This window comes from Azonexus sp. IMCC34842 (assembly GCF_050368855.1).
Taxonomy (GTDB): Bacteria; Pseudomonadota; Gammaproteobacteria; order Burkholderiales; family Rhodocyclaceae; genus Azonexus; species Azonexus denitrificans_A.
Genome location: NZ_CP178449.1, coordinates 2,770,407 through 2,793,053 on the forward strand (window position 1 = coordinate 2,770,407; position 22,647 = coordinate 2,793,053).

The window sequence follows — 22,647 nt, forward strand, 5'->3', positions numbered from 1 at the left end:
ATCCGAAATACCGGATAGCATCGCAAAAAAACCAATCTGGAGAAAACAGCATGCCACTGCACATTGCGGTCGCCCGGGAACGAACGTCCGGCGAAAGCCGGGTCGCCCTGGTTCCCGAGACAGCCAAGAAGTTCGCCGCTCTCGGCGCCAACCTGCGCATGGAACAAAGCGCCGGCACCGACAGCCATTTCCTCGACTCGGACTACGCCGACGTCAGCCTGGTCAATGGCATCGTCGAAGCCTACGGCCCGGCCCAACTAATTCTCCGCGTCACGCCGCCCTCGCCGGAAGAGATCGCCGCCTTGCCCGAGGGGTCGGTCCTGATCGGCCTGTTGAAGCCTTTTGAAGACCAGGCCCGCCTCGCCGCCCTCAACGCCCGCAAGATCACCGCCTTTTCGCTCGAACTGCTGCCGCGCATCTCGCGCGCCCAGAGCATGGACGCCCTGTCCAGCCAGGGCGCCTGTGCCGGCTACCAATGCGGCCTGATCGCCGCTGCCCGCTGTACCAAGTTCTTCCCGATGCTCACTACCGCCGCCGGCACCATCCGCCCGGCCCGCGTGCTGGTGATCGGCGCCGGCGTCGCCGGCCTGCAGGCGATCGCCACCTGCAAGCGCCTCGGGGCGATGGTTGAAGCCTATGACGTGCGCGCCGCCGCCAAGGAACAGATCGAATCGCTCGGCGCCAAGTTCGTCGATACCGGCGTCTCGGCCGACGGGGCCGGCGGCTACGCCCGCGACCTGACCGCCGAGGAGAAGGCGCAGCAGACCGAGAAACTCGCCAAGGCCGTCGCCGCTGCCGACGTGGTGATCAGCACCGCCGCGATTCCCGGCCGACGCGCGCCGATCATCATCACCACCGAGATGATCGGCCGGATGAAATACGGCGCCATCATCGTCGACATGGCCGCCGAATCCGGCGGCAACTGCGCCCTGACCCAGCCCGGCGAGCACGTCATCGCCAACGACGTGAACATTCACGGCCCCTTGAACCTGCCGTCCCGCATGCCGACCCACGCCTCCGAGCTGTACGCCAAGAACCTCTACAACTTCCTCTCGCCGTGGATCAAGGACGGCGAACTGGCTTTCGACTGGGAAGACGAAGTCGTTGCCGGCACGCTGTTGTGCAAGGATGGCGTCACCGTTCATCCAACCGTCAAACAAGTTTTTGGAGAAGCCTGATGGACGGCCTGCTCGCCTTATACATCTTCATGCTCGCTGCCTTCACCGGCTACGAGATCATCGCCAAGGTACCGGTCATCCTGCACACGCCGCTGATGTCCGGTTCCAACTTCATCCACGGCGTCGTCGTCGTCGGCGCCATGCTCATGCTCGGCACCGCCGATACCGTCGTGCAACAGGCCATCGGCTTCTTCGCCGTCGCCCTCGGCGCCGCCAATGCCGCCGGCGGTTACGTCGTCACCGAGCGCATGCTCGCCATGTTCAAGAAAAAGGAAGCCTGAGCATGACGCTCCCGATCTACGTCCAAGGCGCCTGGTTTGTCGGCGCACTGCTCTTCATCCTCGGCCTCAAAGGCATGAGTTCCCCGGCCAGTGCCCGGAAAGGCATCGTCTGGGCCGGCTACGGCATGCTCATCGCCATCGCCGGCACCTTCCTCGTGCCCGGCCTGCAGAACCTCGCGCTGATGGCCCTGGCCCTCGGCCTCGGCGCTTCGTCCGCCTGGATTTCCGGCCAGCGGGTCAAGATGACCGACATGCCGCAGATGGTCGCCATCTACAACGGCATGGGTGGCGGTGCAGCGGCGGCGATTGCCGCCATCGAGTTCGCCAAGGGCGACGTCCATAGCCCGGTCGCCACGACGCTGGCCGTGCTCGGCGCGCTGATCGGCTCGGTCTCCTTCACCGGCTCCTGTGTCGCTTACGCCAAGCTGCAGGGCCTGATGAAGAAAGCTTACCGGCTGCCGGCCCAGAACGTCGTCAATGTCGTCCTCGCCCTCAGTGCCCTCGGCCTCGGTGCGGCGATGATCGGGCTGGCTCCGGCCAACCCCGAACTGATCTACGTCTTCTTCGCCGTCGCGCTGGTCCTCGGCCTGATCGTCACGCTGCCGATCGGCGGCGCCGACATGCCGGTCGTGATTTCGCTGTTCAATGCCTTCACCGGCCTGGCCGTCGGTTTCGAGGGCTATGTCCTCGGCAACCCGGCGCTGATCATTGCCGGCATCGTCGTCGGCGCCGCCGGTACGCTGCTCACCCAGCTGATGGCCAAGGCGATGAACCGGCCGATCTCCAACATCCTGTTCACGCCGATGGTGGCGAGTGGCGGTGGCGAAGCGATCGAAGGGACGATGAAGGAACTCTCCGCCCTCGATGCCGCGGCGCTGATGCGTTACGCCGGCAAGGTCATCATCGTGCCCGGCTACGGCATGGCGGTGGCGCATGCCCAGCACAAGGTTTGGGAAATGACCTCGATCCTCGAGGAAGCAGGGGTCGAGGTGAAGTTCGCCATCCACCCGGTGGCCGGGCGCATGCCGGGCCACATGAACGTGCTCTTGGCCGAGGCCGGCGTGCCCTACGACAAGATCTTCGATCTCGAGGAAATCAACGGCGAGTTCGGCCAGGCCGACGTCGCGCTGATCATCGGCGCCAACGACGTGGTCAATCCGAGCGCCCGCACCGACAAGGCCAGCCCGATCTATGGCATGCCGATCCTTAACGCCGATCAGGCGCACAACGTCATCGTGATCAAGCGCGGCAAGGGTACGGGTTATTCCGGGGTTGAGAATGCCCTGTTCTACACCGACAATTGCCGCATGCTCTACGGCGACGCCCAACCGATGGCCGGCGAGATCATCCAGCATTTGAAGACGATGGGGTAAGGCGGCACACAGCAGGCCGAAAGCAGCAATATCCGTGTCACGGTGGGCATCCCCCACCGTACAATGCCGGATTAAGACGTTTCAGGGACCCCGCCATGCAAAGAATAGATGACCTGCTGATCTGGCTATCGGTCGCCACCGGCCTCGGGCTGTGGCTCTGGTTCCTGATCGCCGGCCCGGTTTCGGGGCATTTTTTCCTGCTCGTCGCGGCCCTGTCGGCCCTTGCCATCATCCTTTCCTTCGGCCAGCGAAAGCACTGGAAAAGCCGCCAGGAGGCTTATATCGTCGAACTGAAAAATGTCATGTCCGAATACCACGTCCTCTCCAACGAGGCGATGGCCCATGCGGAACTGCAATTCACCTCGCTCGAGAAGGACACGCTGGAAGCGCAGGAAATTATCCGCACGTCAGTCAACAAGCTTTCCGGCAGCTTGACCGGCCTCGAGTCCCAGTCTTCCGATCAACGCCAGATCCTGCGGTCGCTGATCGATGAAATGCTGCAAATGACCGGCTCGGACGACAGCCATATCCAGGAACAAGCCGGCCTGCAGCGCTTTTTCGACGAAACCAACGCGCTGATTGGCGAGTTCGTCAGCAAGATGAGCCAGTTGCGAGCGACCAGTCAGGGCGTCGCCCACAGTTTCGAGCTGATGCAGAATCAGGTCGGCCAGATCAACACGACGCTCAACGATGTCGCCGGCATCACCAAGCAAACCGATCTGCTGGCGCTCAACGCCGCGATCGAGGCCGCACGGGCCGGTGAAGCCGGCCGCGGTTTCGCCGTCGTCGCCGACGAAGTGCGCAACCTGGCGGCCCGCACCGGCGATTTCAACGTCGATATCCGCAAGGCGCTGGCCGACATCCTGAACTCACTGCGCGACGTCGGCGTCCGGATATCGGAAGCCGCCAATATCGACATGAGCATTGCCGAGAAATCGCAGGCGACGCTACATGAACTGGGCAGCGAATTGATGGAGCTAACCGATCGGGCCCGCCAACATTCGAGCCACATCACCGCAGTCACCGAGCAAATGCACAACCTGACCCAGGAAGGGGTCATGGCGATGCAATTCGAGGATATCGTGACGCAAATGATCAGCCGGATCAGCCAACGGACCACCAACGTCGGCGAATACATGCACGCCTTCCTCAGCCTGCATCACGACCAGGGCGAGACGGATGGACTACAACGCTTCCGCAAGCGCAGCCAGCGGCTGGTCGAATTGCTGGTCAATTCGCACGTCAAGGCCGATGCCGTCAAATCAGGCAATGCGGCAAACAACAACCGCGATGGCGATATCGAGCTCTTCTGACCGGGCCTGACCCGGCCGAAGCGAGCTCAGGACTTCCCGGTACTGCCGAATCCGCCTTCGCCGCGCGTACTGGCATCGAAGTCGTCGACAATATTGAAGGCGACCTGCAGCACTGGCACCACCACCAACTGGGCAATCCGATCCAGCGGATTCAGCGTGAAGCTCTCGTGACCGCGATTCCAGGTCGACACCATCAACTCGCCCTGATAGTCGGAATCGATCAGGCCGACCAGATTGCCGAGCACGATGCCGTGCTTGTGGCCCAGTCCGGAGCGCGGCAGGATGATCGCCGCCAGCCCCGGATCGGCCAGATGAATGGCCATCCCGGTCGGGACCAGCACCGTCTGGCCTGGTGCCAGATGCAGTGGCTCCGCGATGCAGGCGCGCAGATCGAGGCCGGCCGAGCCCGGAGTCGCGTAATGCGGCGGGCTGTCGCGCAGGCGGTTGTCGAGGATTTTGACATCAATACGATGCATCAGCTTTTCCCTGTCAAAGTTGCAATATGTTCAATCAGCTGCCTGGCCAGCAAGGCTTTCGGGGCGGGCGTCAACGGATGCACACCGGCATCGTCGAACAGCACCAGGCGGTTGTCTTCACCGCCAAAGCCTTCCTGGATAAGGTTGCCGGCGATCAGCGGCACATTCTTCTTGCGCCGCTTGGCCTGGGCGTACTCCTCCAGGTTCCGGCTTTCCGCAGCGAACCCGACGCAGAACGGGCCATCAGGCAACGCGGCGACCTCGGCCAGAATGTCCGGATTCTCGATCAGTTCAAGCGCCGGAATGCCGCCCGTATCTTTCTTCAACTTGTGTTCCGCTGCGCTGGCGAGCCGATAATCGGCCACGGCGGCAACGGCGATGAAAATATCGGCGGCAGTCGCCTCGGCCATCACCGCCGCATGCATTTCCAGCGCACTGCGCACATTGATCCGGTCGACACCCTGGGGCGGCAACAACCCGACCGGCCCGGAAACCAGCGTGACACTCGCCCCAGCCTGCCGGGCGGCGCGCGCCACGGCATAGCCCATGCGGCCGGACGACAGATTGGTAATGCCGCGCACCGGGTCAATGGCCTCGAATGTCGGACCGGCGGTAATCAACACCTTTTTGCCGAGCAGCAGCTTGGGCGAAAAGCTGGCGATCACTTCTTCAAGAATATCGGCCGGTTCCAGCATGCGGCCGGCACCGACTTCGCCACAAGCCTGCTCGCCACTGGCCGGCCCGAGGACCTGAATACCGTCAGCCTTCAATTGCGCCACATTGCGCTGTGTTGCCGGGTTTTCCCACATCTGGCGATTCATCGCCGGGGCCACCAGCAGCGGGCAATCGCGCGCCAGCACCATGGTCGCTAGCAGATCATCAGCCAAGCCATGCACTATACGGGCAAGAAAATCGGCCGAGGCCGGCGCAACCAGAATCAGGTCGGCCTGGCGCGACAGATCGATATGCGCCATCGCGTTCGGCATGCGGGCATCCCACTGGTCGGAGAACACCGGCTTGCCGGAGAGCGCCTGGAAAGTGGTGGTAGTCACGAAATGGGTTGCCCCTTCGGTCATCGCCACCTGCACGTCGGCGCCCTGCTTGCCAAGCAATCGAACCAGTTCGGCTGCCTTGTAGGCGGCAATACCGCCGGTCACGCCAAGAACGATACGCTTTCCCTGTAATTCCATTGTCATCGCCATTAGAATATGAGCTCATCCATTCTACTGGAAATAGCATGGCGATCACCGACTGGCCGGAGGGCGAACGACCGCGCGAACGGCTGCTGGCACATGGTCCGGCGGCCCTTTCCAATGCCGAATTGCTGGCTATCTATTTGCGGGTAGGCATCCGCGGCAAAAGCGCCGTCGACCTGGCGCGCGATCTGCTGCAACGGTTCGACGGCCGCCTGAGCACGCTACTCGACGCCTCGCTGGAAGAACTGGCCAGTGTCTCCGGCATCGGCCAGGCCAAGGCGGCGCAGCTCAAGGCCAGCTTTGAACTGGCCCGCCGCGCCCTGGCCCAGGAAATGTCGGCACGCGACACTTTTTCCTCGCCCGGCAAGGTACGCGACTGGCTACGCCTGAAGCTGGCAACGCGACCGAACGAAGTCTTCATGGCACTCTGGCTCGATGCCCAGAATCGCCTCTTGAAAGCGGACGAATTATTCACCGGGACACTGACGCAGACCTCGGTTTACCCGCGCGAAGTGGTCAAGACCGCCCTCTCCCACAATGCCGCAGCGGTCATCCTGGCGCACAACCACCCGTCCGGCGTTGCCGACCCCTCGCGGGCCGACGAAATGCTCACGCGCGTGCTGAAAGAGGCGCTGGCCATGGTCGATGTCAAAGTTCTCGACCACTTCATTGTCGCCGGCAATACCCCCCCGCTCTCCTTCGCCGAGCGGGGATTGCTATAAAAATAGTGAAACCCCTTGAAATGATTAGGGAGTTTTGGTTATACTCACGGGCTTTCTTCTAGCGAATTCTGGAGCACCAATCATGGCGCGAGTCTGCCAAGTAACGGGTAAAGCCCCGATGGTTGGGAACAAAGTTTCCCATGCCAACAATAGAACGAAGCGTCGCTTCCTGCCGAATCTGCAGTATCGCCGCTTCTGGGTCGAAAGTGAAAACCGCTTCATCCGCCTGCGCGTTTCCAACGCCGGCCTGCGCCTTATCGACAAGAACGGCATCGAAACCGTCCTGGCCGATCTGCGTGCCCGCGGCGAAGTCTGATTAAGGAAGGATAAATAAAATGGCTAAAGGCGGTCGCGAAAAAATCAAGCTGGAATCCACAGCTGGTACCGGACACTTCTATACCACCTCCAAGAACAAGCGCACAACGCCTGGCAAACTGGAGTTCAACAAGTACGATCCGAAGGCCCGTAAGCACGTTGCTTACAAGGAAGTGAAGCTGAAGTAATTCGGCTTTCTCCAGCTTTCGACAAACCCGCCTTTCGGCGGGTTTTGTTTTTCTAGGGCCGGCGAACGATCAACAAACCGGCATAGACAATGATGCCGGCAAACACCAGCAACGACCAGTTGGCCATCGACAGGTCGAGGAAAACCCAATCGCGGCTGGAACAAAAACCGGTAGCCAGAAACATCGACGGCCATTGCATGCCCAGCCAGTCGACCAGACGCTCGATCACATTGGGCTCGGCATAGCCGCACTCGGTGGCCAACTCCGGAAAAGCCTGCATCCACGTCTGGTAGCCGGCCACTCCCACACCAAGCAAGGCGAGTCCGCCGATCAACGCTGCCCAGCCACGGCGAGCCAGCGGCCACAAGACCCCGAGCAGGGCCAGCCCGCCAATCACGATATAGAGCAGGCGTTGGAAAATACACAGCGGGCACGGCGCCAGACGAAATAGATCCTGCAGCACCATACCTGCAGCAACCAGACCCAGACAGCCCAGTGACAAGGTAGCAAACCAGGCGCGAACGGGGACTTTCAAAGCAAACATAACGATCTATCCGAGAAAAAATCAGTGAAGGGACGATTCTAAGACATTGTCGGACGAGTCCGGCAAAATCCGCCCGACGCACCACATGGACCACCGATGACAGCCACTACCGGACGTCCCGAAACGTTTCCGGCTCAATCGAGCGTTTCGTAGACGACTTCGACAATATCGATTTCCCGGATACCGACCGGGCTCTGGAACCGCACGCTGTCGCCCTCGCGGGACTTGATCAACGCCCGGGCGAGCGGCGAAATCCAGCTGATCCGACCATGTGCCACGTCGGCTTCGTCCACGCCGACAATGGTGTAGGTATTTTCAGTGCCGTCGGCATCGGCGACGGTCACGCGGGCCCCGAAAAATACCTGGTCGTTGCTGCCCTGACGCAAAGGATCGACGATCTCGGCAATTTCCAGGCGCTTGGTCAGGAAACGGATGCGCCGATCGATTTCGCGCAGACGCCGCTTGCCATAAATGTAATCGCCATTTTCCGAACGATCGCCATTCGAGGCGGCCCAGGCAACGATTTCAACGACTTGCGGCCGTTCGCGCTTGACGAGGTGCTCGAGTTCGGACTTCAGCCGGGCATGACCGCCCGGCGTAATGTAATTGCGCGTTCCGCTGGGCAGCTTCAGCGATGGTTCGAGTTCTTCATCGTCATCGCCGTCACTTTCCCGGACAAACGCCTTGTTCATCAATAACCGATGCTGTAGTGCTCGACATCGACCCGGATCAGGTCGCGACCAAGGATGGCGGCGGTATTCTTGGCAAACTGTTCGGCCCAGATCTTCTGGTCGCGAAAACGCTCTTCGCCAGCATATTTTGCAACACTGAGGATACGGTCGACCGCCAGGATCTTGCCGGTCGGGGTCGCCACATCGCACTCAAGCACGGTGAATTCGTGGTCAAACCACTGCCGTGCCTCATCGGCCGGAGCACCACCGAAAACCTTGAAATCGAATTCCCTGTCGCGGCCAAAAGACACGATCACATGATGTTGCATTTCTCTCTCCTCCAATGAATTGTTCGGGTTATTCTAGCAAAACATCGCATGCTGTCAGGAAGAGTCCATGGCCATTGAAACATTGACCGACGAGGAGCAGGAAGATATCCGTCACCAGCTTCAGGAATTGCAGGTCGAACATCGTGATCTCGACCAGGTCATTTCTCATTTGATCGAAAACCCGCCTCCCGACGATCTGCTCGTGCGCCGGATCAAGAAACGCAAACTGGCACTGAAGGACCGCATTCTTTTGCTGGAAGCGATGCTGGTTCCGGACATCCCCGCCTAGTCGGCCGGCGGCGGAATACGAAAGAAAATCCAGTAAACGCCGCCGATGGCTGCCGCCACGGCAAGCTCCCAAAGTATCGGCAGCTGCCAGACCACCCCTGCCAGCACCGCCAGCAGAAGCAGGTAGCGCAGGACCTTCAAATCAGAGAACCTGCCGGCCGATGAACCAGGCCAGCGCCGCCATCGCCGCACTACACGGAATGGTCAGGATCCACGCCCAGACGATGCCGCGCGCCACCCCCCAACGGACGCGCCGCGCACCACGCGTCGAGCCGACACCAGCAATGGCGCCGGTGATGGTATGTGTCGTCGAGACGGGAATACCAAGCGCCGTCGCCAGGAACAAGGTAATCGCGCCGCCGGTATTGGCACAGAAACCGCGTGGCTGATTGAGTTTGGTGATGCGATTGCCCATCGTCTTGACGATGCGCCAGCCACCAAACATGGTGCCGAGCCCCATGGCGGTGTAGCAGGAGAAGACCACCCAGGACGGAATCGCCTCGGTCGATTTCGACATGCCGGCCGCGATCAGCAGCATCCAGATGATACCGATCGTCTTCTGCGCGTCATTGCCGCCGTGCCCGAGACTGTAGGCCGCCGCCGAGAGCAGCTGAAAGCGGCGAAAATGCTTGTCCACCTTGCGCGGCGCCATGTTTCGACAGATCCACGAGACGGCCACCATCAAACTGCCGCCGATCACAAAACCAAGAAGCGGGGCAATGAAGATAAACGCGATGATCTTCAGCACGCCGGCCGAAATCAGGCCGCCCAGCCCGGCCTTGGCGATTGCCGCGCCGACCAGGCCGCCGACCAAGGCATGCGAGGACGACGACGGAATGCCGTAGTACCAGGTGATGATGTTCCAGACGATCGCCCCGACCAGCGCACCGAAAATCACGTAGTGATCGACGATGCTCGGATCGATGGTGCCCTTGCCGATGGTCGTGGCCACCGTCAGCTTGAACAGGAAGTAGGCGAGAAAATTGAAGGCCGAGGCCCAGATTACCGCCTGATACGGCTTGAGAACACGGGTTGAAACAATCGTGGCAATCGAATTGGCCGCATCGTGAAAGCCATTCATGAAATCGAATAACAAAGCCACGATGACCAGCGTAATGACGACGCCGAGACTGATTTGTACGGTATCCATACCGAGCTACCCGCTCAGGAGTTTTCTAGAACGATGGCCTCTATCGTGCCGGCGACGTCCTTGCAACGATCGCTGACCGACTCGAGAAGTTCGTAGATTTCCTTCATCTTGACCACTTGGCGTACGTCCGGCTCCTCGCGGAAGAGCTTCGACATGGCTTCGCGCAGCATGCGATCGGCATCGGATTCGAGATCGGTGATCTCGTGGCAATACTTCAAAATGGCCGGCGCATTTTCCATGCTGTGCAGCAGTTTGACGGCTGCCTGCACGCACCGACAGCAACGCTCGGTGACATCGGCCAGCAGCTTGGCTTCGGCCGGCACGCTATGGACGTCGTAGAGTGCCATCGATTCGGCAACATCCTGGATGATGTCGAGAATGTCGTCCATGCCATTGATCAGCTGATGAATCTCGTCGCGATCGAAGGGCGTAATGAATGAGGTGTGCAACTGCGCCAGCGTACTGTGGGTAATTTCATCCGCCTTGCGCTCTATCACGTCGATATCTTCCGCGTGCTTTTCAGCATGCTCCGGCGCATCGACCAGCGCCTCGATCAACCCCGACAACGCCTTGCCGCCCTGCACAATCAACTCGGCGTGCGCGTTGAAAAGATCGAAATACTTGCCCTCCCTGGGCATCAAGCGACCGAACATGACAGTCCTGTGAAGTTATTGTGACAGCCGAACATTCTACCACGCACGACCAATGCCCCCACGCGCCAGCCGCCTTGCCAAGCGAGCTTGCCGCTAAAATGGCGCATGATGCGCAACAACCTGCCGGCCGACATTTTCGGCGACCCCTTTCTTCTCGAGGCCCTGCCGCTGCCGCGCCAGCCGGCCGGCTATGCGGTGCAACGCCTCGACACCGACACCCTGCTCGACCAGGTTTCCGGGAACTTCCTGCCGGTTCGCTCAACCGAGTTGCAGGGCCTGTTCGCCACCTTCGCGGAGGCCCATGCCGCCGCCGGTGCCTGGGTCCAGATTCATTGCCCACCGCCGGCCGATCACCACCTGGCGATTGTCCCGGCCGGTTTCGATCCGGTACTCAAGCGCCACGTATTGATCTATGGCGTACTCTGCGGCCGCCCCTGATTTCTTGCCTTTATCTGGAGATATGCGATGACCCCGTTCCAAAAACGCCAACTCGGCACCAGCGATCTGGTCGTCCCGGAAGTTTGCCTGGGCACCATGACCTTCGGCGAACAGACCGCTGAAGCCGACGCCCATGCCCAGCTCGACTACGCACTGGCCGCCGGCATCAACTTCATCGATACGGCCGAGATGTACGCCGTACCGCCGCGCGCCGAAACCTGCGGCGCCTCGGAAAGTATCGTCGGCCGCTGGCTGGCCGGCCAGCCGCGCGACCGGATCCTGCTGGCCACCAAGGTGGCCGGGCCGGCGCGCAACCTTTCCTGGATCCGCAACGGCCCGGCCGCCATGGACCGGGCCAACATCCGGGCGGCTATCGAAGGCTCGCTGCAACGCCTGCAAACCGACTACGTGGACCTCTATCAACTGCACTGGCCGGAACGCAACCAGCCGATGTTCGGCCAATGGCAGTTCGAGCCGGAGAACGAGCGCGCATGCACATCGATCCGCGAACAACTGGAGGCGCTCGGCGAACTGGTCAAAGAAGGCAAGGTTCGTTACGTCGGCGTTTCCAACGAACACCCGTGGGGCATCATGCAGTTTGCCAAACTGGCCGACGAACTCGGCCTGCCACGCATCGTCACGACGCAGAATTCCTACCATCTGCTCAACCGGACTTTCGAAACCGGCCTGGCGGAAGTCTGCCACCGCGAACGGGTCGGCCTGCTCGCCTACTCGCCGCTGGCCTTCGGCCACCTGACCGGCAAGTATCTGAACAACCCGGCGGCCACCGGCCGCCTGACCCAATGGCCGAGTTTCGGTCAGCGTTACACCAAACCCAACGTACTACCGGCAACCACAGCCTATGCCGAACTGGCACGCCAGCATGGCCTGACACCGACCCAGCTTGCCCTCGGTTTTGTCCGCTCGCGCTGGTTCGTCGCCAGCACCATCATCGGCGCCTCGTCGCTCGCCCAGCTCAAGGAAACGCTGCCGGCGACGCAAACGCCAATGCCGGCCGAACTGCTCGCCGCGATCGACGCCATTCATCTGCGCTACACCAACCCGGCCCCATGACCTCTCGCCTCTTCCCGGCGCTGGCCGAAGCGCTGGCCTGCTGTGCAATCGAGCAAAAGCTGGCCCTGACTGCCGCCCTCGAGGCCGACTGGCAGGCTGGCAAGCTCGACCACCTGGACGACGCCCCGGTCACGCTAAGCGTCGGCCGCCCGGCGCAACCGGAACTGGTGCCGCACACGCAATTGCGCCAGCGCAGTCCGCAAACCGTCGAAGGGCGCGCCAGCCTGCTGCATGCCATCGTTCATATCGAATTTACGGCGATCAATCTGGCACTCGATCATGCCGCCCGTTTTCGCGGCCTGCCGGCCCGCTATTACACCGACTGGATCGGCGTCGCAGCAGAAGAAGCCCATCACTTCACCATCCTGCGCGAACGCCTGCGGGCGCTTGGTCACGAGTACGGCGACTTCCCCGCGCATGGCGGGCTATCGGCAATGGCCGAGCGCACCGGGCATGATGTCCTCGCCCGCATGGCCCTGGTTCCCCGACTGCTCGAAGCGCGCGGCCTGGATGCGACACCGCCGATTCAGAAAAAACTCGAGGCTTGCGGCGATACCACCAGCGCCCGGGTGCTCGACATCATCCTGCACGACGAAATCGGTCATGTCGGCCTCGGCGACACCTGGTTTCGCCACCTCTGCGGCGAACGCGGGCTGGAACCGGAAAGCACCTATCGCCAGTTGATCGCCGAGTACCAGGCGCCCTGGCCACAGGCCCCGTTAAATCGGCAAGCGCGCCTGGCTGCCGGTTTTTCCTCCGACGAATTGACTGCCCTGCTGGCGGGCCGGCAACCAGGCGAGCAGCGCGGCATATAGCAGATCCGGATTGACCGGCTTGGCGACATGGGCATCCATACCGGCGGCCAGGCAGATGGCGACATCTTCCTCGTAGGCATTGGCGGTCAAGGCCAGAATTGGCAGGCCTTTCCCACCCGGCAGTTGGCGAATTTGCCGCGTCGCCTCGAGGCCATCCATCACCGGCATCTGCACATCCATCAGGATCAGGTCGTAATGGCCGGCGGCGACTTTGGCCAGAGCCTGGCTGCCATCCTCGACGACATCGAGCTGTAGTTCGACGGCTTCCAGAAGCTCCTGCGCCACCTCGCGATTGATCTCGTTATCTTCGGCCAGCAGAACGCGCTGTCCGGCATGCCGCTCGAGCAGCAAACGCTCGACCTCTGCCGGCCCAACCACCGGGGCCGGAGAATTCGGCTGCAACAGACCGTTCAGGGTGTCGTAGAGGCGGACCGGCGCCACAGGTTTGGCGATCACCGCATGGAAGCCGGCGGCCGCCCAGCGTTCGCCATCCATTTCGTGGTCGTAGGCCACCGCCAGCAGATAGGCCGGCCGATGCTGCAAAACCATCATCGCCAGGCGGAGCGCCATCTGGATTCCATCCAGTCCCGGCATCCGCCAGTCGCAACAGACGACCTCAAAGGGATCGCCGGCGCGGTCCGCTTCGCCGATGCACGCCAGGCCGACTTCACCCGTCGCCGCCTGATCGACCCGCAGACCCAGCCGGGCCAGCATATCGGCCAGCACCTGGCGAGCCACCGGGTGATCGTCGACGACAAGTGCCCGCTGCCCGACCAGCGCCGGCAACGCTGGCCGGACCGCCTGACGACTCGGGTCGAAGCCGAGGCAGGCGGTAAACCAGAACACACTGCCTTTGCCCGGCTCGCTATCGACCCCGATTTGCCCCCCCATCATGTTGGCCAGACGCCGGCTGATAGCCAGCCCGAGACCGGTTCCGCCGTATTTCCGGGTGGTCGAACTATCCGCCTGCTCGAAGGCCGAAAACAGACGGGGAATGGCCTCCGCCGGAATGCCGACCCCGGTATCGCTAACCTCGAAGCGCACCACGAGCTGATCGTCCCGGTCCTCGACGACGCGGGCACGGATGATGATCGCCCCACGCTCGGTGAATTTGATGGCATTGCTGGCAAAGTTGAGCAGAATCTGCCCGAGCCGCAACTGATCGCCATGGAAGGTGCCAGCCAGTTCCGGCGCGACGTCCCGCACCAGCTCGATGCCCTTGGCACTGGTCCGCTCGGCGATCATGCCGCACACCGCATCGAACACCTTATCCAGCTCGAAACGGGTGTACTCCAAATGCAGCTTGCCGGCCTCGATCTTGGAAATATCCAACACATCGTTAATGATCGACAGCAAGTGGCTGGCGGCGCCGTCAATCTTCTCCAGCCGCTCGATGTGCCGGGCGTCGGAAAGCTCCTTGCGTAGCAAGTGGGTCAGACCGACGATGGCGTTCATCGGCGTACGGATTTCGTGACTCATATTGGCCAGGAATGAACTCTTCGAAAGATTGGCCCGCTCCGCCACGTCACGGGCCATAGCCAAGGAGTCGTTAGCTTCTGCCAGATCGTGCGTGCGCTGCGCCACCTTCTGATCCAGCTCACCGGCCCATTGCCGCAGCGCCGTGGTCTGCTCGCCGATCGTATCGAGCAACTGATCGAACAAATGGCCGAGGCGGACCAGTTCATCGTCACCCGGCATCTCGCCAACCCGGGTCTGCATCTGGCCCTCGCTTACCGAGCGCATCGCCGCCTCCAGGCGAGCCAGCGGATTGAGCACACCACGGGCCAGCCACCAGGCGGCCCAGGTGGCCAGCGCAATGGCAACTGCCAATGAAAAAATAAGAATCCCGAAGGCCTGCCAGCGGAATGCCGCAAACGGCGCTTCGGGAATGCCGATATAAAGGGCTCCGATGTTCCGGCCACTGTAGTCGACGACCGGCTCGTAACCGGTCAGCGCCCAGTGATCGACGACGAAGGCGCGGCGCAACCAGGTCTCGCCCCGGTCCACCACCGCCTCTTTCACCTCCTGCGAAACGCGCGTGCCAATCGCCCGCTCGCCCCCCGGCAACCGGACGCTGGTAGCAATCCGCACATCGTCGAGAAAGAGCGTCACCATGCCGCGCGCCCCGAGTTGCCGCAAGCCGCTGGCCGAGACGATTTCGGCAACATAGTCGATAAATTTCTCGTGCCGGTTCAGCAGAAATCCGCCGACTACCGTAGCGATGATCTTCCCCGCTTCGTCCCGCATCGGCACTGCCGTGATCACCATCAAGCCGCGAAACTCGTCGGTTCGCAAACTGGGGGTGGCGTGGGGTGTATCGACCAGACGGATATGCGCCTGACCGGGCAATTTTCCGGCCAGGCGCAGCATTTTGTCGGGCGTCAGCACCTCCAGCCCGACCAGCGCCTTGCCGGTAAGCAAGGCGTCGCGGATGATCGGCAAATCGACATAGGGATCGCCGGCGACCTGGCTTTCACTGGCCGCCAGCACGCCACCCAGCGGATCGAGAATGGCGAGAAAGTCAAAGCCGATGTTTTCCTGGCGGGAGGCCAGCACGTCGGGCAGCGCCACATCGTCGACATCGCCCTTGAGCAAGCCGCGAATCCGTCGCGAATTCGCCAGACTGCGGGCCGAAAGCATCGCCTCGTTCTCGATATGCTGCAGATGGGCGCGGGCCATCGCCAAATCGCCATTTACCTTGTTCAGCAGCAGGCGCTCGGAATACTCGTTGCCGAAAAACAGCAAAATAACTCCGAGCACCGGCAGTGCCGCCAAGGGCAACAAGACCAAGGCCCATAGTCGCAACCTCAGCGAGCCAATGGCAAAAGGCTTGGTAAATATTTTTTTCAAACCTTCGTATTGCAGGATGACGCCCCCCAGCCTTACCTCGCTGAAGGCAGGAATGCCCGGTCAGGAGGTGTGTTTTTTCTGTGCTGAAATGATGCGCCAAAGCTCCCACCGAGGCAAATCAGCACAAGACCGGGTTCTCGGCAGGGCAAAAATAGAGTAAACTAATACAATCAATGCGTTGATGCATCGCCCGCAGGTCTTCTGAGCAGCCACCGTTTTTCTCGTTTGCAGGATTCACCACATTGACTCGCCCCCGGTAAGGCTGCATCGGGGAACTCAGGCCGCCCGACCATCGGGCCAATCCGTCGCAAGCCATAACAAAGCCCAACAGCGACGATGAAAGGAAACAGCATGTCATCAACTGAGTCTACAACTGCTCAGAGCTTTGCCGATCTCGGCTTAAGCCCGTCACTTCTCAAGACACTGGCCGATATCGGTTACGAATCACCCTCCCCCATTCAGGCCGAATGCATCCCCGTCCTGCTGCAAGGTCGCGACCTGATCGGTCAGGCGCAAACCGGCACCGGCAAGACCGCCGCTTTCGCGCTGCCGATGATGGAACAGATCGACGTCAAGCTGACCAAGCCACAAGCCCTGGTCCTGACGCCGACCCGCGAACTGGCCATCCAGGTTGCCGAAGCGCTGCAAAGCTACGCCAAGAACCTGCCCGGCTTCCATGTCCTGCCGATCTACGGCGGTCAGAGCTACACCATCCAGCTCAAGCAACTGTCGCGCGGCGCCCACATCATCGTCGGCACCCCGGGTCGCGTCATGGACCACCTGGAGCGCAAGACGCTCAATCTCGAGCATCTGAAGACACTGGTCCTCGACGAAGCCGACGAAATGCTGCGCATGGGCTTCATCGACGACGTCGAATGGATTCTCGAACGCACCCCGGCAACCCACCAGACGGCGCTGTTCTCGGCCACCATGCCGGAACAGATCCGGCGTGTCGCACAAAAGTATCTGGTCGAGCCGCGCGAAATCAAGATCAAGTCCGCTACCGCCACCGTTGCGGCGATCCGCCAGGTTTACTGGCAGGTCAGCGGCATGCACAAGCTGGATGCGCTGACCCGCATCCTCGAAGTTGAAGAGGACTTCGACGCCGCCATCATCTTCGTTCGCACCAAGAACGCCACGGTCGAACTGGCCGACAAGCTGGCCGCCCGCGGCTATGCTGCGGCCGCGCTGAACGGCGACCTCAACCAGCAGATGCGCGAACGCGTCATCGAGCAATTGAAGTCCGGCGCCCTCGACATCGTCATCGCCACCGATGTGGCCGCCCGCGGCATCGACGTGCCGCGCGTCAGCCACGTCGTGAACTACGACATTCCCTACGATACCGAAGCCTACGTGCACCGCATCGGCCGTACCGGCCGTGCCGGCCGCACCGGCAACGCCATCCTGTTCGTCGCACCGCGCGAAATCCGCATGCTGCGCACCATCGAGCGCGCCACCCGCTCGCCGATCGCTCCGCTGACGCTGCCCAGCCGGGCCGATGTCACCAACAAGCGCGTCGCCGGCTTCAAGGAAAAGGTTGCCGAGGTGTTGAACGCCGAAGGCCTCGATTTCTTCTCCAACATCGTCTCGCAGATTTCCGCTGAGCAGGATGTTGGTGCCGAAGAAGTCGCCGCCGCCCTGTGCATGATGGCGCAGGAAGGCAAGCCGTTGCAGATCGGTGGCGAGGACCCGTCGCCGGCCCGTGCCGCGCCGGCTTCCGACAGCCGTCGCCCGACCGCTTTCGCTGACCGCGAGCGCAAGCCGCGCTCCGAGGGTGGCGAGCGGCCGCGTTTCGAGGAACGGGGTGAAAGGCCGCGCTTTGAAGAGCGTGGCGAACGGCCGCGCTTCGAAGACAAACCCCGTCGTACCGCCGCCCCGACCGGCGACATGGTGCGTTACCGCATCGACGTGGGCCGCGACCATGGCGTGCAGGTCAAGGACATCGTCGGCGCGATCGCCAACGAAGCCGGCATCGAAAGCCGCTTCATCGGCCGCATCGCGCTCTACGACGAGTCGAGCACCGTCGAACTGCCGGCCGGCATGCCGAAGGAAGCCGACAACGCCCTGAAGCGCACCCGTGTCCGTGGCGTGCCGATCAATCTGCGTCCGGACGAAGGTCGTCCGGATGGCGGTGGCGAACGCAAGTTCGATGGCGAGCGCAAGTTCAAGAAACGCCCAGAACACTAAGCAAACCGTCAGCAGCATGCAAAAAGCCACGGCATCGACCGTGGCTTTTTTTCGTCCGTGCGCCGGCTGTTCCAGCGACGGCAATCTCCCCTGCCAAGGCGACGGCACCGATCGATGAGTAAAAAGCGCGCCCTCCCACACCTTCGCCTCACCAGACAAATAACAATTATTCCTATTTACAAAGCAAAAAATACCCGTAAGATAAGAACCATTCTCATCTATCCGGATATCTTATGCGCAGTCTGATCGCCCATGTCTCGTTCGCCGGCATCCTGCTCTTCTGGGTGCTATCGGTCGGTGTTCCGCTTTAAATCATCGGGGGGTAAGCATGTCATACGACAAAATGTGCGAAGGCGCACTCAGTCTGGTTCTGCTGCATCATGAAACCGGTTGTTCGCAATCGGCCCTCAACGCGGCACGGTTGCTCGACTGCCTGAGCGAGGAACGCGGCCTCGATGCGCAGACGCGCGACCTCTGCGAACGCGCCAGTGCCCGCCTGCTCGGCGCGTCGCAAACGGAGATCAGACATGCTGGCCCCGCTTGAAGACCGTTCGCTGCTCGAACGCGACGATGGCGACCCGCAACGCGACCCGCCGCTCGCCGATTTCCCCGCCGACCTTGAGCCGGATGTCGCACGTCTGGCAGCCGAGAACGCCGCACTGAGAAAAGCGCTGCGCGAGTCGCGCCGGACGCAACGCCGGAACGCCACGCTGACCGCCCGCAAGGTCGTCGACCAGACCAACGAAATCTACCGGCTCGGCGAATTGAACGGGCAACTGCAGAAACGTCTGGCCGAATACGAATCCGGCTTGGCGATCACCAGCCTCGCCCAGCAATTGATGGCTCTGCGTGAAGCCAACGAGCAACTGACGGCCGCCGCCACTCGCGTCTGGTATCTCGACAAGACGCTGTGCGCCGCCCACCGCGAGTGCGAACTGCTGGCCAGGGAACGCGATTCGGCACTCGGCCGGTTGCGAACGGCGACCAGCGAATTGCCGAACTGAAGCTGCCACCTACCTCATCATTTTCGCCAGCCAACCGGACGCCCGGCCAGCCAGAGCCTCTTCCGCCAGGAGTCCAGAATGTCCACTTTCCCCTATCACGTTGCCGGAGGCACTTTTAGCGCCGGCCAGGCGCCCGGCAACGATACCTTCCCCGGCTCGCTGCGCATGAACCCGCTGGCCGAGGCGCCGACCTTCGTCACGACCGGTTCGCGGCGGCGCAAGCTGTGGGAGATTCCGCACAAGTTTCACTGCCCGGTAGTCGGTGTCTGTTTCGGCGTCGACGAGCTGCGCAGCCTGATGGCCAAGGTCATGTACTTCCCGCGCGAAACAACCGATTTCGTGTTGCACACGACGGCGGTCGGCGGCTGCGAAACGCGCAGCCAACTGGCCGAACTGCTGCACAAGAACATGGAGAAGCGCTTTGCGATGACCATCCGCCGCTTTGCCGCCAGCAAGGATGGCGAAAGCCTGCGGCGGCTGTGGCGGGAAGCCGCCGGCGCCGGCACCGAGATCCCCGGCGCGCTCTGGGCGAGCTGGACGCACCCGGCCTGCGATGCCCAGCTGGAGCAGGAAATCTATGCCGACATTCACATGATCCAGCACCAGATCGGCAGCGGCGCCCGGGCTGATCTGACCACGCTGAAGCGCCTGAGCGCCGACAACGGCCAGCTCCGCCAGGAACGCGACGAAGCACGGCGGACGCTGGAAATCCTGCGAACGGAAAAGGCCCGGGAAACGCAGTTGCTCGACCGGCGGATGGCCGAACTGCGCAGCGAGCTGGCCAGCAAGGAAGCCTGTGCGGCCAACCTGATGGGCCAGCTCGACGTCCTGCGCCAGAGCTTGCCCGATCTGAAGGACCGGCAAGCATTGGCCCGCCGCGCCAGCGACGCCGAAGCCAGAGCCGTCGCGCTGGCCGCCCGCAGCGCGGAACTCGACGAGGCGCTACAACGGCAGCGCGGCCTGGTCCGCCACGCCGAAGAGACGATCCGCCATCTGCGCACTGCGGGCGAAACGCCAGCCAGCGCCCCGACGCCACTCGCCGAGGCGCCGGCGAGCCGCCTGTTCGGCAAGTGCATCCTCTGCGTCGGCGGGCGTTCCGGGTCGGTAGACGCCTATCGTCAGATCGTCGAACAACGCGGCGGCCGTTTCCTGCATCACGACGGCGGGCTGGAAGAAAGCCTGCATCGGATCGACGCGGCCTTGTCGGCCGCCGACCTGGTCATCTGCCAGGCAGGCTGCATCAGCCATAACGCTTACTGGCGGGTCAAGGAACAGTGCAAACGCAGCGGCAAGCAATGCGTTTTCCTGAAAGGACCGGGCGTTTCCAGCTTCGGCAAAGTCGTCAGCACGGTATGCGTGTCGCCCGCTAGCAACACATTCGACAAAACCCCCGAAGAAGTTGTGGATACCCAATTGACAGCAATTCTCAATTAACAAATAATGCGAGTCATTCTCGTTTGCATGTGGAATTACAATGAACACACCGCCCAAAGCCTCTCCTGTTCCACCCGCCACCGACAACCAGCCCACCCGGCTATGCCTGGAGAGCGAGAAGATCCTGCGCGGCCAGAGTGCGGTTGAAATCGAACATGCCGGTCAGCGCTACCTGCTGCGCGTCACCCGCGAAAACAAGTTGATCCTGACCAAATAGTTTCTCTCGTTGTAAATCTCTCGTTCCCGTAGCCAGCTAGCCAACGCCAGCAAGCCAAGGGTTTTTTCGGACTGGATGCGCAACGAACCGGAGAAATGAAAGTTATGAGCTACGCCCTTTCCCGCCCCTCTTCGACGCAGCGCTCCGGCCTGCTCAGCATCGTCATCGGTGCCCACCTTGCGGTTTTTCTGCTGATCCTGGCGGCCAAGACCGTTGTGCCACAGATCATGGAAATGCCCATGGTCGTCGATCTGTTGCCCGCCGAGCCGCCGAAAAAGCCGGAAGCCAAGCCGCTGCCGGTGGTCAAGCCCGAGCCGGTGCGGCAAAAGCCGACGCCGAAAACCCCGGCACCGCAAATCGAGGCGACCACCAGCAACGTACCGGCGCCCGCCGCGCCGGTTGCCGCTCCGCCGGAAACCAAGCCGGCCCCGCCCGCCCCCGCCGCTGCGGCCGCCGAGCCGGTCAGCCAGGCCCGCTTCGACGCCGACTACCTGCGCAATCCGTCACCGGCCTACCCACCGCTGTCGCGGCGCATGGGTGAAGAAGGCAAGGTGATCCTGCGCGTTTCGGTCAATCCGCAGGGCATGGCCGACAGCGTTGAGATCCGGACCTCGTCGGGGAGCGCGCGACTCGATGAATCGGCACAAAGGACGGTTCGTTCCTGGCATTTCATCCCGGCCAAACGCGGCGACGTGGCGATGCAGAGCTGGGTGCTGGTCCCCATCATTTTTAAATTGGAGCAATGAAAATGCAGGAAACAACCCCGAACGCCTTCGGCTTCGCCCACTTGTGGGCGAGCGGCGACACCATTTCCCATACCGTCGCCGTCATCCTCGCCCTGATGTCGATCGCCAGTTGGTATCTGATCCTGGCCAAGACCTGGGACTGGTGGACGATGCGCCGCGCCGCCCGCGCCATGAGCGCTTTCTGGGTAGCGAGCAGCGTCGCCGAAGGGATCGAGCGTCTGCGCGCCGCCGACCCGGTCAGCCCCTACGCCCAGCTCGCCGAGCAAGCCAATTGCTGCAATCACGACTGCGAAGCGGTCACCGGCCGCCTGGCCTCGCGTTTCGACCCGGCCGAGCAGATGGAACGGGCCTTGCGCCAGCAGCTGTCGAGCACCCAGGCGAGCATGGAAAACGGCCTGACGCTGCTCGCCACGACCGGCGCCACCGCCCCCTTCGTCGGGCTGTTCGGCACCGTCTGGGGCATTTACCACGCGCTGGTCGCCATCGGCATTTCCGGCCAGGCCGCCCTGGAAAAGGTCGCCGGCCCGGTCGGCGAGGCACTGATCATGACCGCCGCCGGCCTCGCCGTCGCGCTGCCTGCGGTCTTCGCCTACAACGCCTTCACCCGCGCCAACCGCGTCATCCTGGCCGATCTCGACGCCTTCGCCCACGACCTGCACGCCTTCTTCACGGTCGGCAAGCCGTTCGTTGCCAACAGCGCCCAGATCCATCCGATGCGTGCCCGTGCCGCGACCGAGGTGGCCTAAATGTCGATGGGCAGCTTCAACTCGCAGAACCACCAGATGCCGACGGCGGAGATCAACATGACGCCGCTGGTCGACGTGATGCTGGTGCTGCTGATCATCTTCATCATCACCGCACCGCTGATGACGCATTCGGTCAAGGTCGAGCTGCCGCGCGCCGCGAGCACGCCGACGCCGGAAAAGCCGCTGACGCTGCAGGTGGCGATCACTGCCGACAATGCGGTTTTTATCGGTTCCGAAGCGGTCGATCGTACGGTGCTGGAACAGAAGTTCCATGACGCCGTCGTCCAGGACGCCAACGTCGAGATGCACCTCAAGGCCGACAAGGCAACCCGCTACGAGTCGGTGGCCGAGACGATGAGTGCCGCCCGCCGCGCCGGCCTGACCAAGATCGGTTTCGTCACTCAGCCCGGTAACGAATAGCCGCCAACCGTTTTTCTCAACTTTCGCTTCAACCATATC

General features: G+C 62.1%; 28 protein-coding genes. 19 read left to right on the forward strand and 9 right to left on the reverse strand.

The window, feature by feature from the left end; genetic code table 11:
* The first annotated feature begins 50 nt into the window (after nucleotides 1–50).
* From ACLIKD_RS13140 to ACLIKD_RS13155, 4 genes are all read left to right on the forward strand, one after another.
* The gene (locus ACLIKD_RS13140) at nucleotides 51–1,178 is read left to right on the forward strand and encodes an NAD(P) transhydrogenase subunit alpha (protein ID WP_428825424.1); all 1,128 of its coding nucleotides are present in this window, start codon (nucleotides 51–53) and stop codon (nucleotides 1,176–1,178) included.
* Nucleotides 1,178–1,459: an NAD(P) transhydrogenase subunit alpha gene (locus ACLIKD_RS13145; protein WP_226416651.1), complete on the forward strand. Its 282-nt coding sequence runs from the start codon at nucleotides 1,178–1,180 to the stop codon at nucleotides 1,457–1,459. Before ACLIKD_RS13140 ends, ACLIKD_RS13145 begins: the two co-directional genes overlap by 1 nt.
* A 2-nt stretch (nucleotides 1,460–1,461) precedes the next feature.
* Nucleotides 1,462–2,832 (forward strand): NAD(P)(+) transhydrogenase (Re/Si-specific) subunit beta, encoded by a 1,371-nt coding sequence (locus ACLIKD_RS13150; protein WP_428825425.1) that lies wholly within the window; start codon nucleotides 1,462–1,464, stop codon nucleotides 2,830–2,832.
* Nucleotides 2,833–2,927: 95 nt separating this feature from the next.
* Nucleotides 2,928–4,145 (forward strand): methyl-accepting chemotaxis protein, encoded by a 1,218-nt coding sequence (locus ACLIKD_RS13155; protein WP_428825426.1) that lies wholly within the window; start codon nucleotides 2,928–2,930, stop codon nucleotides 4,143–4,145.
* 26 nt (nucleotides 4,146–4,171) lie between these two features.
* On the opposite strand, the gene dut is transcribed toward ACLIKD_RS13155, so the two are convergent.
* Nucleotides 4,172–4,621 (reverse strand): dUTP diphosphatase, encoded by a 450-nt coding sequence (gene dut, locus ACLIKD_RS13160; protein ID WP_428825427.1) that lies wholly within the window; start codon nucleotides 4,619–4,621, stop codon nucleotides 4,172–4,174.
* Nucleotides 4,621–5,811, reverse strand: a complete 1,191-nt coding sequence (gene coaBC, locus ACLIKD_RS13165) for a bifunctional phosphopantothenoylcysteine decarboxylase/phosphopantothenate--cysteine ligase CoaBC (protein WP_428825428.1) — start codon at nucleotides 5,809–5,811, stop codon at nucleotides 4,621–4,623. The genes dut and coaBC overlap by 1 nt, the downstream gene beginning before the upstream one ends.
* Nucleotides 5,812–5,858: 47 nt before the next feature.
* Between coaBC and radC the strand changes: the two genes are divergently transcribed.
* The 3 genes from radC to rpmG all read left to right on the forward strand — a co-directional run bounded on the left by radC (nucleotide 5,859) and on the right by rpmG (nucleotide 7,042).
* Nucleotides 5,859–6,539 (forward strand): RadC family protein, encoded by a 681-nt coding sequence (gene radC / locus ACLIKD_RS13170; RefSeq protein ID WP_428825429.1) that lies wholly within the window; start codon nucleotides 5,859–5,861, stop codon nucleotides 6,537–6,539.
* 82 nt (nucleotides 6,540–6,621) lie between these two features.
* Nucleotides 6,622–6,855: a 50S ribosomal protein L28 gene (gene rpmB, locus ACLIKD_RS13175; protein WP_226416657.1), complete on the forward strand. Its 234-nt coding sequence runs from the start codon at nucleotides 6,622–6,624 to the stop codon at nucleotides 6,853–6,855.
* Between the two features lie 19 nt (nucleotides 6,856–6,874).
* A complete protein-coding gene (gene rpmG, locus ACLIKD_RS13180) occupies nucleotides 6,875–7,042 on the forward strand; it encodes a 50S ribosomal protein L33 (RefSeq protein ID WP_226416658.1) in 168 nt (55 codons plus the stop codon).
* Between the two features lie 52 nt (nucleotides 7,043–7,094).
* Here the strand turns inward: rpmG and ACLIKD_RS13185 are convergent, their stop codons facing one another.
* The 3 genes from ACLIKD_RS13185 to ACLIKD_RS13195 form a co-directional block, all read right to left on the reverse strand.
* The gene (locus ACLIKD_RS13185) at nucleotides 7,095–7,586 is read right to left on the reverse strand and encodes a disulfide bond formation protein B (protein WP_428825430.1); all 492 of its coding nucleotides are present in this window, start codon (nucleotides 7,584–7,586) and stop codon (nucleotides 7,095–7,097) included.
* A 134-nt stretch (nucleotides 7,587–7,720) separates the two neighbouring features.
* On the reverse strand, nucleotides 7,721–8,278 hold the full coding sequence (greB, locus tag ACLIKD_RS13190) for a transcription elongation factor GreB (protein WP_428825431.1): 558 nt from the start codon (nucleotides 8,276–8,278) through the stop codon (nucleotides 7,721–7,723).
* The gene (locus ACLIKD_RS13195; protein ID WP_226416661.1) at nucleotides 8,278–8,586 is read right to left on the reverse strand and encodes a hypothetical protein; all 309 of its coding nucleotides are present in this window, start codon (nucleotides 8,584–8,586) and stop codon (nucleotides 8,278–8,280) included. Before ACLIKD_RS13195 ends, greB begins: the two co-directional genes overlap by 1 nt.
* Nucleotides 8,587–8,653: 67 nt before the next feature.
* On the opposite strand from ACLIKD_RS13195, the gene ACLIKD_RS13200 reads away from it, so the two are divergent.
* Nucleotides 8,654–8,875 carry a YdcH family protein gene (locus ACLIKD_RS13200; RefSeq protein WP_428825432.1) on the forward strand — a complete coding sequence of 74 codons (222 nt, stop codon included), beginning with the start codon at nucleotides 8,654–8,656 and terminating at the stop codon, nucleotides 8,873–8,875.
* Here the strand turns inward: ACLIKD_RS13200 and ACLIKD_RS13205 are convergent.
* Genes ACLIKD_RS13205 through ACLIKD_RS13215 form a run of 3 tightly spaced genes read right to left on the reverse strand, consistent with a single transcriptional unit; the run spans nucleotide 8,872 to nucleotide 10,677 of the window.
* Complete coding sequence (locus ACLIKD_RS13205) at nucleotides 8,872–9,015, reverse strand: hypothetical protein (RefSeq protein ID WP_428825433.1); 144 nt, start codon at nucleotides 9,013–9,015, stop codon at nucleotides 8,872–8,874. The two genes, ACLIKD_RS13200 and ACLIKD_RS13205, sit on opposite strands and share 4 nt — an antisense overlap.
* A gap of 1 nt (nucleotide 9,016) precedes the next feature.
* Nucleotides 9,017–10,024 carry an anion permease gene (locus ACLIKD_RS13210; protein WP_428825434.1) on the reverse strand — a complete coding sequence of 336 codons (1,008 nt, stop codon included), beginning with the start codon at nucleotides 10,022–10,024 and terminating at the stop codon, nucleotides 9,017–9,019.
* A 14-nt stretch (nucleotides 10,025–10,038) separates the two neighbouring features.
* Nucleotides 10,039–10,677, reverse strand: coding sequence for a DUF47 domain-containing protein (locus tag ACLIKD_RS13215; RefSeq protein ID WP_428825435.1), 639 nt, complete (start codon nucleotides 10,675–10,677; stop codon nucleotides 10,039–10,041).
* Between the two features lie 105 nt (nucleotides 10,678–10,782).
* Between ACLIKD_RS13215 and ACLIKD_RS13220 the strand changes: the two genes are divergently transcribed.
* From ACLIKD_RS13220 to ACLIKD_RS13230, 3 genes are read left to right on the forward strand one after another with little or no spacing between them, the layout of a single operon-like run.
* A complete protein-coding gene (locus ACLIKD_RS13220; protein WP_428825436.1) occupies nucleotides 10,783–11,115 on the forward strand; it encodes a hypothetical protein in 333 nt (110 codons plus the stop codon).
* A 27-nt stretch (nucleotides 11,116–11,142) separates the two neighbouring features.
* A complete protein-coding gene (locus ACLIKD_RS13225; protein WP_428825437.1) occupies nucleotides 11,143–12,189 on the forward strand; it encodes an aldo/keto reductase in 1,047 nt (348 codons plus the stop codon).
* The gene (locus ACLIKD_RS13230; RefSeq protein ID WP_428825438.1) at nucleotides 12,186–13,004 is read left to right on the forward strand and encodes a ferritin-like domain-containing protein; all 819 of its coding nucleotides are present in this window, start codon (nucleotides 12,186–12,188) and stop codon (nucleotides 13,002–13,004) included. The genes ACLIKD_RS13225 and ACLIKD_RS13230 overlap by 4 nt, the downstream gene beginning before the upstream one ends.
* Here the strand turns inward: ACLIKD_RS13230 and ACLIKD_RS13235 are convergent.
* Complete coding sequence (locus ACLIKD_RS13235; protein ID WP_428825439.1) at nucleotides 12,909–15,764, reverse strand: response regulator; 2,856 nt, start codon at nucleotides 15,762–15,764, stop codon at nucleotides 12,909–12,911. The two genes, ACLIKD_RS13230 and ACLIKD_RS13235, sit on opposite strands and share 96 nt — an antisense overlap.
* Nucleotides 15,765–16,205: 441 nt before the next feature.
* Between ACLIKD_RS13235 and ACLIKD_RS13240 the strand changes: the two genes are divergently transcribed.
* From ACLIKD_RS13240 to ACLIKD_RS13275, 8 genes are all read left to right on the forward strand, one after another.
* A complete protein-coding gene (locus ACLIKD_RS13240; protein ID WP_428825440.1) occupies nucleotides 16,206–18,041 on the forward strand; it encodes a DEAD/DEAH box helicase in 1,836 nt (611 codons plus the stop codon).
* 328 nt (nucleotides 18,042–18,369) lie between these two features.
* Entirely contained in the window at nucleotides 18,370–18,585 is a 216-nt protein-coding gene (locus ACLIKD_RS13245) for a hypothetical protein (RefSeq protein ID WP_428825441.1), read from the forward strand.
* Entirely contained in the window at nucleotides 18,569–19,045 is a 477-nt protein-coding gene (locus ACLIKD_RS13250) for a hypothetical protein (RefSeq protein ID WP_428825442.1), read from the forward strand. The genes ACLIKD_RS13245 and ACLIKD_RS13250 overlap by 17 nt, the downstream gene beginning before the upstream one ends.
* A gap of 78 nt (nucleotides 19,046–19,123) precedes the next feature.
* Nucleotides 19,124–20,479, forward strand: a complete 1,356-nt coding sequence (locus tag ACLIKD_RS13255) for a DUF2325 domain-containing protein (protein ID WP_428825443.1) — start codon at nucleotides 19,124–19,126, stop codon at nucleotides 20,477–20,479.
* 40 nt (nucleotides 20,480–20,519) lie between these two features.
* Nucleotides 20,520–20,696 (forward strand): hemin uptake protein HemP, encoded by a 177-nt coding sequence (gene hemP, locus ACLIKD_RS13260; RefSeq protein ID WP_428825444.1) that lies wholly within the window; start codon nucleotides 20,520–20,522, stop codon nucleotides 20,694–20,696.
* A gap of 104 nt (nucleotides 20,697–20,800) precedes the next feature.
* On the forward strand, nucleotides 20,801–21,442 hold the full coding sequence (locus ACLIKD_RS13265; protein ID WP_428825445.1) for a TonB family protein: 642 nt from the start codon (nucleotides 20,801–20,803) through the stop codon (nucleotides 21,440–21,442).
* 2 nt (nucleotides 21,443–21,444) lie between these two features.
* Nucleotides 21,445–22,188, forward strand: a complete 744-nt coding sequence (locus ACLIKD_RS13270; protein WP_428825446.1) for a MotA/TolQ/ExbB proton channel family protein — start codon at nucleotides 21,445–21,447, stop codon at nucleotides 22,186–22,188.
* The gene (locus tag ACLIKD_RS13275; protein ID WP_428825447.1) at nucleotides 22,189–22,608 is read left to right on the forward strand and encodes an ExbD/TolR family protein; all 420 of its coding nucleotides are present in this window, start codon (nucleotides 22,189–22,191) and stop codon (nucleotides 22,606–22,608) included.
* Nucleotides 22,609–22,647 lie beyond the last annotated feature (39 nt).